The organism is Clostridium sp. DSM 8431 (assembly GCF_900116755.1).
GTDB lineage: Bacteria > Bacillota > Clostridia > Clostridiales > Clostridiaceae > Clostridium.
In genome coordinates, this window is sequence record NZ_FPBY01000002.1 from 5,155 (window position 1) to 23,996 (window position 18,842).

At 28.6% G+C, this 18,842-nt stretch carries 2 protein-coding genes (1 of these 2 running past the window's edge); both read left to right on the forward strand.

The features are described from left to right. Complete coding sequence (locus tag BM384_RS00315) at positions 1-13,167, forward strand: SDR family NAD(P)-dependent oxidoreductase (protein WP_175537234.1); 13,167 nt, start codon at positions 1-3, stop codon at positions 13,165-13,167. Beyond that, positions 13,148-18,842 carry the beginning of a non-ribosomal peptide synthetase gene (locus BM384_RS00320; RefSeq protein WP_090009383.1) on the forward strand. Its footprint extends 12,479 nt past the window's final position, so only the first 5,695 of its 18,174 coding nucleotides appear in the window; its start codon is at positions 13,148-13,150; the stop codon falls past the right edge of the window. The genes BM384_RS00315 and BM384_RS00320 overlap by 20 nt, the downstream gene beginning before the upstream one ends.

The window sequence follows — 18,842 nt, forward strand, 5'->3', positions numbered from 1 at the left end:
ATGGGAGAAAATGATTTTATGAATAACGTATACCAAAAGTTTAATCATACGCTATATAGTATGTTTGCAGAACAAACAGAGAAAACTCCATCTAAGTTAGCGGTTATCTATGATAGTGTAAATAAAACTATAAAGTTAACTTATAAAGAATTATTTATATTAGTAGATAATGTTGCTAAGAAAATAGAAGACTTATGTTTTGATGAACAAGTTAAGATTGGAGTTTATGGAGAAAGAAATCTATATACATTAGTATATATGCTTGCAGTATTCAAAACTGGAAATGTTTATGTCCCATTAGATATATCATATCCAGATACTCATATTAACCGCATAGTTAAAGAAGCTGATATTAAGTTGATTTTAAAAACTTCAAAATTAGATAAATCAAAATTGGTAGATAAAGAATTAGAAAGTTCTTTACTAGATAGTATAGATTTAAGTAATACTGAAGATTATAAAGAGTTAGCAGAGGATAGAAGTTCACTAGAAAATATAGCTTTAATAATGTATACATCTGGTTCAACAGGTAACCCTAAGGGAGTTGTACATAAGCAATATCAACTTTTAAATCGTTTTACATGGGTATGGAATAATTATAGTTTTGGTGAAGAAGATATAGCTTGTCAGCGTACTAATGTGAATTTTATGCCTTCTATGTGGGAGTTCCTAGGAGGATTGTTAAAGGGTATGACAACTGTAATACTTGATAGCTTATTAGTAAAAGATCCTTTAAGATTAATTGAAGCTTTAAAGAAAAATAAAGTAAGCCATTTGCTATTAGTTCCATCATTACTCAAAAGAATGATAGAGTCTAGTGAAGGAATAGAAAGTTTAAAAAATATAAAGTTATTAATTACAGCTGGAGAGCCTCTTTCATTAGATTTACTAAAAAAATTTAAAAAGTATCTTCCTGAAGCTGTATTATTAAATGATTATGGTTCAACAGAAATGAATGGAGTATTGTACTTTGATACAAGAAATTTTGATTGTAATCAAAATGCTTTACCTAAGTTCAAGCCTATAGATAATATACAAGCTTATGTTTTAGATGATAATTTGAAACCATGCAAGGCTAATGAAGAAGGAGAATTATATATAGGAGGAATATCCTTAGCAGTAGAGTATTTAAATCTTCCTGAGGAAACTAAAAGAAAATTTATAAAAAATCCTTTTCCTAATGGAAGCAGCAGAATATATAATACTGAAGATTTAGCTAGATATAATAAAAATGGTGAATTTGAGATTCTAGGAAGAAAAGATTTGCAAGTTAAAATTAATGGAATACGAATGGAAATTGAAGCTATTGAAAAAGTGATATTAGAAAATGAAAATGTAAGTGAATGTTGTATCTTGGCTAAGGAAATAAGAGAAGGGGTAAAGAAGCTTTTTGCCTATATAGTAAAAAAGGAAAGCAGTAAATCTAGTATTGATGAGCTAAGAGCCTTTATAGAAAGTAAATTACCTTATTATATGGTTCCATCTCAAATAATAGAAGTTAAAGACTTACCAAGACTTCCAAATGGAAAGATTGATAGACAGTCATTAATTAAAAGTACTAGCAATTTAAAAAATAAAAAGGATGTTCATAATAAATCAGAAATTTCACAGGATGAATTAGAAAATGTATTACTTAATATAGCTGCAGATGTATTAGGAATTCAATGTGAAGATATTAATGTTAATAGTGAGTTTAAGTCTGTTGGATTTGATTCATTAACCTTAGTAGATTTCTTAAATAGTATAAATAAAAAATATAATTTGAAAATAAATGTGTCAGATTTATTTGATTACTGCACTATAAAGAGACTGGCAGGTTATATATTAGAAGAAAATAGATTAGAAGCTCACCATGAATCTGTAAATAATGAAGCTGATAGTAATCTTGAAAATTGTAGTGATGAAAACTTAAAAGATAAAGTTGCTATAATCGGAATATCAGGAAGATTTCCAGGAGCTAAGAATGTTGATGAGTTCTGGGATAATTTAAAGCAGGGAATAAGTTCGGTTACAGAAGTTCCAAAAGAGAGATGGAATATTGATGATTATTTTGATAGCAATTCTAAAGTCCCATTTAAGACAATAAGTAGATGGGGAGGATTTGTAGATGGTATAGATGAATTTGAACCAGAATTTTTTAACATATCACCAAGAGAAGCTATGTATATGGACCCTCAACAAAGATTGTTATTAGAAGAGGCTTGGAAATCAATAGAAGATTCAGGGTATCAAGATAAAGATTTAAGTGACAAGTCTATAGGAATATATTTAGGAGCTAGAAAAGGCGACTATGATAACTTAATTAAAGAAAATAATATTCCAGTAGATTTATATACAGCATTAGGATGTGATTTGTCCATTCTTCCAGCACGTATAGCTTATTATTTAAATCTAAAAGGTCCATGTCTAGCTATAGATACAGCATGTTCTTCATCTTTAGTAGCAATTCATGAAGCATGTAGTAGTTTAAAAAATGAAGAATGTGAAATGGCGTTAGCTGGTGGAGTCTCATTAATGTGCTCTCCAGAAGAATTTATAAGATCTTCAAAGCTAGGTTTATTATCTAAGGATGGAAAGTGTAAGACCTTTGATAATGAAGCGGATGGAATAGCTTTGGGGGAAGCTATTGGCGTTGTTGTTTTAAAAAGACTTGATAAGGCCATAAAGGATAGGGACAGGATTTATGCAGTCATATCAGCTTCAGGAGTTAATCAGGATGGAAAAACAAATGGCATTACAGCGCCAAGTACAATATCTCAATTTAGATTATTAAAAGAAACTTATGAAAAGTCCTCTATAAACCCTAAGGACATAACTTATGTTGAATGTCATGGAACTGGAACTAAATTAGGGGATCCAATTGAAATAAATGCTTTAACTAAGGCCTTTAGACTTTATTCTAAAGAAAATAATTATTGTTCATTAGCCTCAGTAAAAACTAATATTGGGCATACTGTAGCAAGTTCAGGAGTGGTTGGTTTAATAAAGATTGTATTATCAATGAAGCATGGCCAGATAGCTCCAACTTTAAATTATAATCAGCTTAATGAACATTTAGATATAAAAAATAGTCCCTTTGTTATAAGTGAACATCTAAAGGAATGGAATAAACCGAGGGTTGCAGCAATAAATTCTTTTGGGCTTAGCGGTACTAATTGTCATGTAGTAGTTAGTGAATGGGCAGAAGATAAAAATGTTTATAACTCTGAAAACAAATATTATTTAATCCCTATATCAGCCAAGTCAAAGGAAAGTCTTTTGAATAAAGTTGAAGATTTAAAAGTTTGGTTAAGAGAAAATAAAGAAGATTTATCAATTCATGATGTTACTTATACTCTTCAAAAAGGAAGAAGTCATTTTAAGTATAAATTAGCCTTTATAGTATCAAGTATTGAAGATTTAATTAAGAAGCTTGATTATTCAATTAATGATGGTGATAACTCATTTAGATTTTCTAATTTAAGTGGAGTGAATAACTTAGTTAAAAGAGATTTTAATGATATAGAAAGTTTTACTGATGAAGTATTTAAAAGAGATGAATCTTGCTTAGATGTATTAAGAAGTATGTCTGTAAATTATATTTTGGGAGAAGATATTAATTGGAAGAAGTATTATGCAAATAGTGATAATAAGGTAATATCTATGCCAACATATTCCTTTAAGAAAGAGAAATTTTGGGTAAGTAAGAAAGAAGATATTTTACAGATAAAATTAAAAAGAAATAATGAATTTATTAATGATCATGTTATTAATAATATGCCGGTATTAGCAGGAGCAGCACAAATTAAGATTTTATTTGATAAGTTAGTAGCACATTTTAAAGGTGATGTAAAGACTTTGAAATCAATTTTGTGGAAGAATATGCTAGAGTTTGATAGTGAAGAAAAAGATATTGATTTAAGAATATCACCAGATAAAAATAAATTTTCACTTACAGCTAGAAGTAATATGCAAAATACCATAGAGCTATGTACTGGAGAATTAGAACTAAAAGGCATAGAGAATAATTATGGTTCTAGTGTTAAGGATAGATTTAGTGATTGTAATGTTTTAGTTCAAGGTGAAGAACTTTATGATTATTACAGAAAAACTGGATTAAACTATGGAGAAACTTATAGAACAGTAAAGCGTATTTTAAAAGGAAATAGAAAGTTAATTTCATATTTAGAACTAGATACTAATTATGATGAAAATGAAAGTTTAGTAATTCCTCAGTTATTAGATGGTGCCTTTCATTCAGTTACAGCATCCATGTTAAATGAAAGTGAAAATGTAACTTATCTTCCTTTTGGTTTAGATAAAATCAATATATTTAGACCATTTGAAAATAAATGTTGTGCCTATATTGAATTTATAAAAGAAGATATAAATCTAATTAAGGTTAATGTATATATAGAAAATTCAAAGGATGAATTAATATGCAGTGTAGAGGGATTAGCAATAAGAGGGACAGCTAAAAATGATAATGTATTGTACTTACAAAAAAGTTTAATACCTAAAGATTTAAAAGTAGGTATTGAGGGAACTAAAAATACAATTGTTTTCTCAAATACTTTAGATGAAAGTAGTTTAAGTTCATTTAGTGATAATGTTAAAATTATTAGATTTGGTAATGGATATAAAAAAGTTTCAGAAAATATATTTGAAGTTGAAAAAGAAGAAGATTATGTAAATCTATTTAAAAATTTAGAATTAGATTTATCTAAGCCAATTCAAATACTTCATTTATGGGCTATAGATGCTTGCAACAACACACTTAGAAGTAATAGTCCTGAAGATATAAGCGGTATGTCATTGTTCTATTTAGCAAAAGCAATGATTAGTGAATTAAATTCTAATGAAGAAATTAAACTAGTATATTCTTATTTAAATGAAAATACTGCTTTAAGTTCATATTATGCAGCAGTGGATGGTTTAGTAAAGACTATCAAGTTAGAAAAACCAAACTTTAATTTTAGAAGCGTAGAGTTAGATGAAGTTAAAGATAAGTCATATTTAGAATTACTAAAAAATGAACTTTTAGATGAGCTTAATCCACAAATAGTTAAGTATAAATCAGGCAAGAGATATATAGAAAAGCTAGAAAAAATCAGTGTGGAATCATCTAACAATATATCTTATTCAGGATTACATGTAATTACAGGAGGATTTGGAGGAGTTGGCTTAATATTAACAAAATATTTATTAGCTAAAAAAGATGTTAGTGTTCTATTAATTGGTCATTCAAAGTTAAGCGAAGAAAGAATAAAAATACTACAAGAACTAAAAGCTATAAATAAGAATGTTGAATATGTACAAGCAGATATTTCTAAATATGATGAATTAAATAAGGCATTAGAAATAGGAAGAAACATTTTTGGTGAAATTCAAGGGGTAGTACATTGCGCAGGAATAATTAAAGATAATTTTATATTGAAGAAGAGCAGTGATGAATTTAAAAAGGTATTGAGACCCAAAATAGATGGAGTTTTAAACTTAGATAAATTAACTCAAGGTGATAAGCTAAAATACTTTGTAGTATTTTCTTCTATAACATCGGTTTTAGGAAATGTTGGACAAAGTGATTATGCTTATGCAAATAGTTTTATGGATGATTTCTGTGTTAATAGGAACTTAGAAACAGAAAGAGGAAATAGATTTGGTAAAGCTGTATCAATAAATTGGCCTTTGTGGAAAAACGGCGGTATGCAGATTGAGGATAAGATACAGGATAAATTATTAAAAGAAAAAGGAATGACTTCTCTTAGCAATACAGATGGAATTAATGCTATGGAAAATGTATTGTTAAGTTCTTATTCAAATGTAACTGTTTTGGTAGGTAAAGAGAAGCTGTTACTAAAAATGATAGATAAGCATAATGAAGTTAAAGGTGACTTTGAAGGAAGTAAACAAATTTCAACTATAAATGTTAATTCTCATTTTGAAAAGAAGATTGAAGAATATCTTTGTGAACTATTTGGAAAACAGATAGGAATGAGAGGAAAAGATATAGATGTAGATAAAGAATTTGATGAATATGGTATTAATTCATTGATGATTATTGATATGTTAGATGAAATTGAAAGTAATTTAGGTGAAATATCAAAGACTATTTTCTTTGAATTTAATAATATTAGAGAATTAACAAAATATTTTATAGATAATCATAAAGAAGAGATGGCAGATATTATTGGCATAAAAGATACTCCAATTCAAGAAGAAGTGATGCAAGAGGTTGTTGTAAGTCAACCTGCAGAACATTATGAACCAGTACATGCAGATAAAAAGATGGTAGAACAGGTTGATGATAAGATAGCTATTATAGGATTAAGTGGTAAGTATCCTATGGCAGATGATTTAAAAGAGTTCTGGAATAATCTTATGGAAGGCAAGGATTGTATTACTGAAATACCAAGGGATAGATGGGATTATAGAAAGTATTTTGACAGTGATAAAAACAAACTAGGAACTGTGTATAGCAAATGGGGAGGATTTTTATCTGGAATAGATAAATTTGATCCATTATTCTTTAATATATCTCCTAAAGAAGCAGAGATAATAGACCCTCAAGAAAGATTATTCTTAGAAACTGCATGGGAAACAATAGAAACATCTGGACATACAAGAACTGAACTTTCAAATCATAATGTTGGAGTTTATGTTGGAGTAATGTGGGGACAATATCAATTGTATGGTGTTAATGAAAACTTAAAGGAAAAGCCTACATCAAGTTATGCATCAGTAGCTAATAGAGTTTCATATACCTTTAACTTTAAAGGACCAAGTATGTCAGTAGATACAATGTGTTCATCATCTTTAACAGCTATGAAATTAGCCTGTGATGCTTTAAAGAGAGGCGAAATTGACTATGCCCTTTGTGGTGGTGTAAATGTAATGAGCCATCCCAATAAATATTTCCTATTAAGCCAAGGAAAATTTGCTTCAACAGATGGAAGATGTAGAAGTTTTGGACAAGGTGGAGATGGATATGTTCCAGGAGAAGGAGTTGGAGCAGTATTATTAAAGCCTTTAAAGGATGCTGTGAGAGATAAGGATTATATCTATGGAGTTATTGATGGATATAGTATTAATCATGGTGGGAAAACAAATGGATATACAGTACCTAGCCCAGTGGCACAGTCTAAATTAATAGAAAAATGTTTTGAAGAATCAAATATTGATCCAAAAACAATATCCTATGTTGAGGCTCATGGAACAGGAACGGCTCTAGGTGATCCTATAGAAATAAGTGGTATATCAAAAGCATTTAAGAAGTTTACAAAGGATAAACAGTTCTGTCCTATTGGTTCTGTTAAATCTAATGTGGGACACTTAGAGGCAGCAGCAGGAATAGCTGCATTAACAAAGGTATTATTACAATTTAAAAATAAAATGATTGTTCCATCAATTCATGCAGATGTTTTAAATGATAAGATAGATTTTAAAAATTCACCTGTTTATGTACAAAGAGATTTAACTAAATGGGAAACTAGTTATGGAACTCCAAGAAGAGCTTCTATAAGTTCTTTTGGTGCTGGTGGTTCTAATGCATTTGTAGTAGTTGAAGAGCATGAAAATAAAGATATTGTTATAAACAATAAGAATATAGGAGAAAAGATATTTGTATTAAGTGCTAAGGATAAGGAAGATTTAAAGGCTTATGCTAAAAAGATAAAAATATTCTTAGAAGACACTAATTTAAAGACTATACCTTCTAAAAAGTTACCTAAAGATTTAGTAGGTGATTTGAAAAAATTAATATTTGAAATAGTAGGAATACCTTATGAATTTATAAATAGTGAAGAAAAACTAGAGGAGTATTTCTCAAGTAAAACTGATCTACAGTATTTTGTAGAAAAAATAAATTCAAATTATAGCTTAAATATAAGTCCTATTCATAATTTTAGTGATATGATATTAGAAGATTTAAAATCAATAATAATTAATCAGATTGGTGGATATGAAGAGGAAATCAAACAAGTAGTTTCAGAAGAAAGTAATAATGATTTATTAAGTTTGACTAATATTACTTATACTATGCAGGTTGGTAGAGAATCAATGTCTGAGAGACTATCAATAATAGCTGAAGATGTTAAAGACTTAGCTTTAAAACTTGAGAAATATATAAATGAAGTTGATGATGACAATATCTTCACGGGAAGTATATATGAAAAGTCTGAGTTCTTAAAAATGATGCAGGATGATTTTGCAATAGAAGATATCTTTAGGAAATGGCATAAGGATGGAAGCCTTTACAAAATAGCTAAGGCATGGGTATTAGGTGCAGATGTAGATTGGAGAAAAGTTTATGATGCTAAAGATGCTTATTGTATTCCAATGCCAACATATCCGTTTAAAAAAGAAAGATATTGGATTGCTAAAAAGGAAAATAATAATGAAGAATATAAACAAAAATCTCTTAATGCATTAATTGATACTAATATTTCTACTATATATAAACAAGCGTATATTAAGAAGTTTGATAAAAATGATTCATTTGTCATAGGGCATAAGGTAAATAATAAGGTTATAGTACCAGGAGCAGCATTAATTGAGATGGCTAGAGAAGCTGGTGAGTTATGTAATGATATTCAAACTGTTATAAAAGTTAAAGATATATATTGGCTAAATGAATTAAATGTTAATGAAAAGAGCGAAAATGTAGAAATTAAACTTCTTGTGGATAAAGATACTATTAAATATGAAGTTTACTCAAAGGAAAATGAAAATTTAATTTATTCAGTAGGAACATTAAATTATGCTGATAAGGAAATTAGTTCTCCTCATATTGATTTAAATAGCATTGAGGAAAGATGTATTGATAGCATTGATGTAATTGGTCTATATAATAATTTTGAAAAGTCAAAAATTCAATATGGTAGCAATTTCAGAAATATTAAATCCATAAAGAAAAATGCAAATGAAGTTATTGCTAATATAAAGGCAGAAGATAATAATTACGGAGAAGTTAAGTTAAATCCATTTATATTAGATGCAGCTTTCCAAACAGTAAAAGTATTACAAGATCAAGATGATGCTGTTAATATACCATTTTCAATAGATGAATTAACTATATATAAAGATATTTCAAGAGAATGTGTAGTGTATGCTGTGAAAGAAGAAGAAAAATACACTATTTATATGGCAGATTATAGTGGAAATATTCTTGCTGAAATTAAGGGATTTGCATTAAAAAGTATAGGAGACAAAGCCAAGGGAGAAAATGATGATGAAGTAATTTACTATGAAGAAGAGTTTATAGAATCTAGTTTATCTAAGGCAAATGAAGAAACTGGAGATATAGTTGTTCTAGGAAAGAAACTTGAAAATTTAGATTCATTAATTGAATTACAGAGTCCTAAGTCTAAAGTTATTTATTTGGAAGATAATATTGAAAATGAGTTGATTCAAAAAATGCAGGATAATAACATAACTCATATTATATATAACTATTCAGAAAATTCTTCTTTAAGCTTAAGTTCAGAAATGAAAAACTTAGGGGTTAAACTACTTAGATGCTGTAAAAAAGTAGCAAATATACAAAATAAATTAAAAATAATGTTCGCATTCACAGGAAAAAATGCAAAATACTATTGTTCAGCTACTAGTTCTTTCTTGAAGAGTGTTATTAATGAAAATAAGAGACATTTATATAAGACAGTAGCATTTATAGAAAATAAGAATATAGATAATGAAATAATTAATGAGCTTTTCACATTTAATAAGGATATTGAAGAGATAGTCTATGAAGGTGAAAAGAGATTAATAAAAAATTATTCGGAAACAAGTTTATTAAAGAATAATGAAAATTATCTGTTTAAGGAAAATGGAGTATACATTATTACTGGTGGAGCAGGGGGATTAGGATTAATCTTTGCTAAGTATATAGCTGAAAAAGGAAACTGCACAGTAATTCTTGTTGGAAGATCTGAACTTAGTAGTTCAAGGCTAAAAGAGATACAAGCTATTAAATCAGAAGGTGTACATTATTCTAAAGCTGATATCAGTAATTTAAATGATGTGGAAAACTTATGTCATGATATTAGAAGTAAATATGGAAAAATTGATGGAATAATTCATTCGGCAGGAGTAATAAGGGACTCATTTATTAAAAATAAGACAGAAGAAGAATTAAGTTTAGTAATAGCGCCAAAGATAAATGGATTATTAAATTTAGATATAGCTACTAAAAACGAAAATTTAGATTATTTAATAAGTTTTTCTTCCATAGCAGCTGTTTTAGGTAATATTGGGCAAGTTGATTATTCCTTTGCAAATGGATTTATTGATGCTTATTTGAAGGAACGAAATGAAAAAGTAAAGAAGGGTGAAAGAACTGGAAAATCTATATCTGTAAATTGGCCTTTATGGAATAGTGGAGGTATGAACATAGATGAAAAGATTAAGAAGAATATGTTCGATATGCTGGGAGTTAAGGCCCTTGAAACTTTAAGAGGAGTTAAAGCCTTTGAAGATATAATTCTTTCAGGTAAGGATAGGGTTATGGTTCTAAATGGTAAAGGTGAAAAGCTAAGAAGATGGGTATCAGATATGTATTATGAAAATAATGAAGAGAGTGTTGAAGAGGATACTTACTGTATACCTGAAAAGAATGTTGTAAGTGAAGAAATAAAAAAAGATATTAAAACTATTATTAAGGAAGTAATATCAGATGAAACAAAGATACCTGTGTCAAGAATAAGAGATAAAGAGGACTTCTTTGTGTATGGAATAGATTCGGTTATGACATTAGCTATGGGAAGAGAATTAAGTAAGAGATTAGATGATGATTTACTAACAGCTTTTGCACAAAGTTCTAATGTTTTAGAGTTAAGTAATTATATTTTAAGTAGAAAGCCTGTAAATACTACAAAGAAAGAAAAGTTAGAAGTTCAAAAGTCCAAACCAGTTATAAAGGATATGAAGCTTCAGGGAAATACTAGGTTTAAAAATACTATGTCTGTACAAAAAATAGAAGAAAAACAAGTAGCAGTTATAGGTATTAGTGGAAGGTATCCTAAGGCAGATAATATTGAAGAGTTTTGGGAAAACTTAAAGAATGGGAAAAACTGTATAGAAGAAATACCTAAGGAAAGATGGGACTATAAATCTTTCTATAATAATGAAGAAAATAAAAACAAGGTATGTAGCAAATGGGGAGGATTTATTAAAGACGTAGATAAATTTGATTCACTATTCTTTAATATTTCACCTAAAGAAGCAGAACTTATGGACCCACAAGAAAGAATAATGTTACAAGAAGCGTGGCATGCTTTAGAAGATGCTGGCTATTCTAAGAGAAAATTAGAAGAAATAAAGGCAGAGGGAAAGAGAGTTGGTGTGTTCATTGGAACTATGTATCAACAATATCCATGGCTAGCTAAAGATAGAGAATATGGAGCAACATTATCAGGGGTATCCTATTGGTCAATTGCTAATAGAATTTCCTATGCACTAAATCTTAATGGACCAAGTATGGCAATTGATACTGCATGCTCATCATCATTATCAGCAGTTCATATGGCAAAGGAAAGTATAGAAAAGGGAGAATGTGATATTGCAATTGTAGGAGGAGTAAATTTAACTCTTCATCCTTATAAATATGTAGGATTATCTAATGAACATTTACTTGGAAGTAAAGCTAGAAGTATGAGTTTAGGAGATGGAGATGGCTATGTTCCAGGAGAAGGAGCAGGGGTTGTTATATTAACAGCTTTAAATAGTGCTGAAAAGAATAATGATAAGATTTATTGTGTTATAAAAGCTAGTGGATTAAATCATAGTGGTAAAACTAGTGCTTATAAAGTACCAAGCTCTAAGGCTTTAAAGGAATTGATATTAAATACATTTAAAGAGTCAGATATTGATTTAGATACTATTTCATATTATGAATTAGCTGCAAATGGACTTAAAGTATCAGATCAGGTAGAAATAGATGCACTTAAAGAAGTTTTTAAAAATCTTAAAGATACAGGCAAGAAGTTAGCTATTGGCTCTGTAAAATCTAATATAGGTCACTTAGAAGCAGCTTCAGGATTATCGCAATTAACAAAGGTAATTCTACAGTTAAAAAATAAACAGTTAGTACCTTCAATAAATTGTGAGCCACTAAATCCTAATATTGATTTGGCTGATTCATGCTTAGAAGTACAGAAGTACTTAGAAAGAAAAGAAGGATCTGAAAATAAGCCACTAAGATTTGCAATAGATTCAATAGGAGCTGGTGGAACGAATAGTGTATTAGTTGTAGAAGAATATAAGAATAATGAAAAAGATGAAGTTGTACAAGAAAAGACTTCTAAAGTATTACTAGCTTTTTCAGCAAAAGATGAGGAAAGACTAAAAGTTATATTAAGAAATACAATTCAGTATCTTGGAGAAAATGCTGATGTTTCCTTAAATGATGTTTCTTATACCTTATACAGAAAAGAATATATGGAAGAACGTGTAGCATTTGTTGTTAAAAATAAATTGGAATTTATGGAATTATGTAATTCTTATTTAAATAATAATAAGATAGAAACAGGAATCTTCAAGGGAAATATTTATGATGAAGAAAAAGAAGCTATTGCTGATGATTTTGATTTAAATAATATAGCAGACAGCTGGGTAAAAGGAAGAAGATTATTAGATGATATATATTTAGATACTAAAAAATATAAGTTGATAAGTATACCATTATATCCATTTGAAGAAAGCAGCTACTGGATTAATGATACTAATACTTATAAGGAAGAAGTAGTTAGATATAAGGAAGAGGATAAATCTATTGCATATGAATTAAAAGTAATTTTGAGTGATTTACTAGGTATAGAAGTAAATAAAATTGATGAAAGAAAGAGCTTAGACCTTTATGGTGTTAATTCAATACTTACAAACAAATTTATTAACTTAATTGAGGATAAATATGGTGTGAGAATGTCAATAAAACAAGTTATTGATAATTTTTCAATAGATAAGATGTCAAAAATTATAGAGAAACTTTTACAAGAAAATATTCATAATCATGTGGACACTATTTCTCATGAAATAGAAGAAAAATATGATTACAAATATTATTTGGAAAATTTAATACTTTCAATTATAGAAGAGAAAAATATAAGTATTGAAGATGCAATTAATGTAAAGGAAGATCTTCTACAATTTATAGATAAGGAGGGAAAGGAGTATGAAAAGGGAAATTTATGAGAAGTTTTTAAAAGGTGAAATTTCTAGATCTGAGGTTTTAAGCATAATTAAGAATGAAGAAAATTCAATTGAAGAAATAAAAATGGAACTTTCAGAAGGTCAAAAAGGATTATTAGCTGTATATAATATGGATAATTCAGATACTTCATATAATACGCCAGGAGCAATACTCTTATCAAAAGATATTGATATAGAAGTATTGAAAAAATCACTACAATACTTAGTAGATTTTCATCCTATGTTAAGAGCTAATATTAAGAATACTGAGTCAGAGCAGTATCAAGTAATAAGTGCAGAAAATAGGTTGAAAGTTGAAGAATTTAATGTTGAAGGTTTAAGTGAAGATGATGTGGATGAATTAATATGGAGAAATATTAAGGAACCTTTTGACTTAGAAAATGGATCGTTGATAAAAACAGTAATTTTTCATATTAAAGGTGGAGAGAAAATTTTGTTTCTTAATTTCCACCATATAGTTTTTGATGGTATGTCATCAGAAATATTTATAAGTGATTTGAAAAAGACATATTATGGGCTAAAAAATGATGGAAAAGTAAATTTGGTAAGCAGTAAAAAGACATACAAGGATTTTATAAAATGGGAGAAAAACTATTTATCAAGTAATAAAGCTAAAGAGGATTTAGAATATTGGTTAGATACTGTTAAGGGAGGCATACCTAAACTTCAGTTAAGTACTAAGTGTGATTATTCAGCTGAAAATGAAACTAAGGTAGCTTTAATAAATTTAAAGCTACCCCTAGTTGAAAAGCTAAAAAAATTAAATGTAAATATGCATGTAAGTTTATTTTCAATAATGATATCAGCTTATTCAATTTTGCTTTCAAAGTTTGGGAAACAAAAAGAAGTTTTTATTGGGACACCTATTCTTAGAAGAGATGACAGAGAATTTGAAAGTTTAATTGGTTATTTTATAAATACTGTAATAGTTAAGAGTAGTATTAAGGAAAATGTTGTAGTTAGTGACTTTATTAAAAGCATTAGTGATATAGCCTTAGAAGGATTTGAACATGGAAATTATCCATATTATAAGCTTTTAAGAGAATTTAATAATAGAAGTAAGAGACAGACATTAGAGTTATTTCAATCATCATTCTATTTTCAAAATTATATGCAGGATGAAAATGATAGTGTATTTTTAAAACCTTTAAATAAATTTCATCAGCTTGGAGAAGGAAATTTAATTTTAGAAGTTATAAATGAGAATAATGGGTTAACTGCAAGGTTTAAATATAATAGTAATTTATATGATGATGAAATAATAAATAACATGCTTTTGGAATACAAAAATATATTAGAAACATTTGTTGAAAATGATATAAAAAAATTATATATAAATGAAGTTTTAGGTGATAATTTGGTGCAGAAAGATGCGAAAAATAATATTGAGAATGAAGTAAACTTTAAATCATTTGTAGATTTATTTGAAGAAAAAGTGAAAAAATATCCAGATAAAACAGCAGTAATTTTTCATGAAGATAAGTTAACTTATAGGGAACTATATAATAAAAGTAAAAGTTTGGCTATGAATTTAAATAAAAATCATGTAAAAAAGGGAGACTTTGTAGGAGTCTTTTTAGAACGTTCATTAGAGTTAATAATAGCTTTAATTGGAGTGCAAATGGCAGGGGCGGCATACATTCCTTTAGATCCTGAATATCCAAAAGATAGATTGGAATACATGTTTGAAGAAAGTAAGATGAAGCTCTTAGTTTCAAAAAGATATTTAAATGAAAGAATAGAAGACTTTACAAATAAAATTACTAATGTTGATGAATTAAATAAGTTTGAAGATAAGGATATAGAAGATTATAAGTTAGATGATTTAAATGAAGAAGATATAGCTTATGTCATATTTACCTCAGGCTCTACAGGAAAACCAAAGGGAATTATGGTAAAACATCAAGGTCTTAGTAATTTCTTAATATCAATGAGAAAAGAACCTGGATGTACAAAGGATGATTATTTATTAGCATTAACAACTATATGTTTTGATATAGCAGGTCTTGAAATGTATCTTCCTTTAATTTCAGGAGCAAAGCTTGAAATATTAGATGAAAATATGGCTAAAGATGGTATAGCATTATTAGATAAATTTGAAAGTTCAGATGCAACCATTCTTCAGGCTACTCCAGCAACATGGCAAATGCTTTTAGCAGCTGGATGGGACAAGCATAAAAATATAAAAGCTCTATGTGGTGGAGAAGCATTGACAGACGAATTGGCAGCAAAGCTTACTACTTTATGTGATGAACTTTGGAATATGTATGGACCTACAGAAACAACAATATGGTCATCTATATGTCAATTAAAACATGGGGATGAGGTATCTATAGGATATCCAATAGATAATACAGAGCTCTATATATTAGATGAAGACTTTAAACCAGTTCCAGAGGAAAGTATTGGAGAGCTATATATAGGTGGATTAGGTGTTGCTAAAGGATATATGAATAATGAAAAGGAAAATAAAAAGAAATTTATAAAAGATATTTTTAGTAATAATCCAAATGACATTATGTATAGAACTGGAGATCTAGTAAAGAGAAATTCAAAGGGTCATATTAAATACGTTGGAAGAGTTGATTTCCAAGTAAAAATAAATGGATTCAGAATTGAATTAGGAGAAATTGAGAAGGTTCTAGAAAGCTTAGAAGAGGTGAAAAGAGCTGTAGTTGTAACTAGAGGAGAGGCTGATAGCAAATATTTAGTAGCCTTTTTAATAGCTTCTGATGAAAATAATTTGCCATCTAGTGATTATATAAAAACTTGTATTAAAAGAAAACTATCAGATTATATGGTACCAGTTAAATATGTGTTCTTAAAAGATTATCCCCTTACTTTAAATAAAAAGGTAGATAGAAAAAAATTATCAAATGAAAAAATAAGTGCTTTAGTTAATGAAGATGTAGATAAATTACATGAGGATAATAAAGTACCATTGTTAGATTTTGTTGAATGTATAGCTGAATATGTAAAAAAATGTATAGCTGAAATTAAATTATTAGATATAGAAGATATAGATAGTGATGCATACATTTCAGAATATGGTTTTAACTCAATTTCATTTACCACATTAAGTGTAAAGATAAATAAGTATTTTGGTATAAAGATAAATCCAACAATTTTCTATACTTATCAAAATATATCTGATTTTAGTAAGTTTTTATATAAGAATTTTACAAAACAAGTGGAAGAGACTATAGGTAAAGAAAATATAGAAGTATCAGCAAAAAGTGAGCCTAAGGTTTTATGTGAACCTAAGGAAGATAAAAAAGAAGATATTAAGTATACAGGTGATATTGCAATTATAGGTATGAATGGTATTTTCCCTAAGGCAGCTAATTTGAATGAATTTTGGGACAACCTATTAAATAAAAAAGACTGTATATCAGAAGTACCTATAGATAGATGGGATTGGAAGAAATTTTATAATGAAGCTGATAACAGTAGCAATAAAATTACTTCTAAATGGGGAGGCTTTATTGATGACGCAGATAAGTTTGATACAAAATTCTTTAATATATCTCCAAGAGAAGCAGAACTTATGGACCCACAACAAAGATGTATGATGCAGGTGGTTTGGAACCTTTTTGAAGATGCAGGATATAAACCATCAGATTTAGCAGAAAGTAATACTGGTGTATTTATAGGGGCTACTAGTAATGATTATTCAGATATTTTATTTAGAGATAGCAATATAGAATCTCATAGTATAACAGGAGTTTCAAATAATATTATTCCTAATAGAATTTCATATTTCTTTAATTTAAATGGTCCAAGTGAATTAATAGATACAGCATGTTCTAGTGCTCTTACAAGTGTATGCAGGGCAGTAAATTCTATTAGAAGTGGAGAATGTGATATAGCTGTAGCTGGAGGAGTTAATATTTTAATGACACCATTTCCTTACATAGCTTTAGGGAAGAGTAATATGTTATGTAAAGATGGAAGATGTAAAACTTTTGATGAATCTGCCAATGGATATGTTCGTGGTGAAGCAGCAGCAGCAATATTGTGTAAGCCTTTAGATAAAGCTTATGAAGATAAGGATAATATATATGCTGTTATAAAGGGAACAGCAGTTAACCATGGAGGAAAAACAAATTCTCTAACAGCGCCTAACCCAAATGCAGAAAGAGATTTAATAAAAACAGCTCTTAAGGATGCTAATACAGATTTATCAACTATAGGTTATATAGAAACTCATGGAACAGGAACTGCATTAGGAGATCCAATAGAAATAAATGCTTTGAATATGGTTTATGAAGATGAAGAGAGTCATGAATGTTCTAAACCTCATTGTGTATTAGGTTCTGTAAAGACTAATATAGGTCATACTGAAGCAGTTGCAGGCCTTGCAGGTTTAATTAAGTCAGTATTATCAGTATATAATAAGAAAATTGTTTCTAATATAAATTTCAATAAACTAAATCCATATATAAATCTTGAAAGTTCACCATTTAGTGTAGCTGATAAAAATGAGGAGTGGCTAAGTTTATTAAATGATAATTCAGAAGAAATACCAAGAAGAGCTTCAGTAAGTTCTTTTGGATTTGGTGGTAGTAATGCTCATGTAATTGTTGAAGAATTTTCATCAAATAAGAAAAATAAAGAAGATAATGATGAAGAACTAGCTATTCTTATTTCAGCAAAATATAAAGAAGGAGTGAAGTTAAGGGCATCAGAGCTTATAGAATATTTAAATAAAGATATAGGCTTTAATAATTCAAGTGATGTAACACTTAAAGAGATAGCATATACCCTTGCAAATGGCAGGGAACATATGAAAGAAAGAGCTGCTTTCATTGTGAGAAATAAAGAAGAATTAAAATATGCACTTAATGAATTTATTGAAGGTAATAATGAAATAAATAATAAGGTTCAAGATAAAAAGTTATTACAAATGGTTGCAGATTGGAAGCAAGGTGAAGATATAGATTGGAGTACAATTTACAAGAAAAATGAGCAGTTTAAAGTTCATCTGCCAGGTTACTCTTTCAAGAAAGATAGGTATTGGGTAGGTAGAAGATGGAATAAATACAACTATGGAATAGACAAAAATGTAAAGCCATTTATAGAAGAAACTATTCCAGAAAAGAGTTTAACTAATGGAATAACATTTAAAAAGACTTTTAGTAATTCAGATTTAATTTTAAGAGATCATGTTGTAGCAGGAAAATCAATTTTCCCGGCAACAGGCTATCTTGAAATGATATTAGAAGCAGCTAAAATAGTAAAACCAAATAACAACTTTAAAATTACAGATGTTTTTTGGAAGAAGGGCTTAATTGTAGAAGATGAGGATGTTGTAGAAGTTAATATAGAACTAAAAACTGATGAGAATGATATAACTTATGAGGTTAAGAGCATAAGGGATAACATGGAAGAAACTCATTCTAAAGGAAGAATTGTAATTAAAGATAATGATGTTCAGGAAGAAAACTATATTGATATTTCAGAGATAGAAAGAAAATGTACAAAAACAATTCTAAATAATGAATTCTATTCTTGGCTGGCAAGTGAAAGCGGCATAGAGTATGGAGAATACTTTAGAGGTATAAAAAAGGTAAACATAAGTAAGAAGGAAACACTAGCAGAAATAAGTTTACCATCTAAATTTGATTATGAAACAAGTGAATATTATTGTCATCCTG

What these genes read in the sequence shown, in the direction of transcription:
- BM384_RS00315 (WP_175537234.1), top strand. Translation starts at nt 1, where the DNA reads ATGGGAGAAAATGATTTTATGAATAACGTATACCAAAAGTTTAATCAT.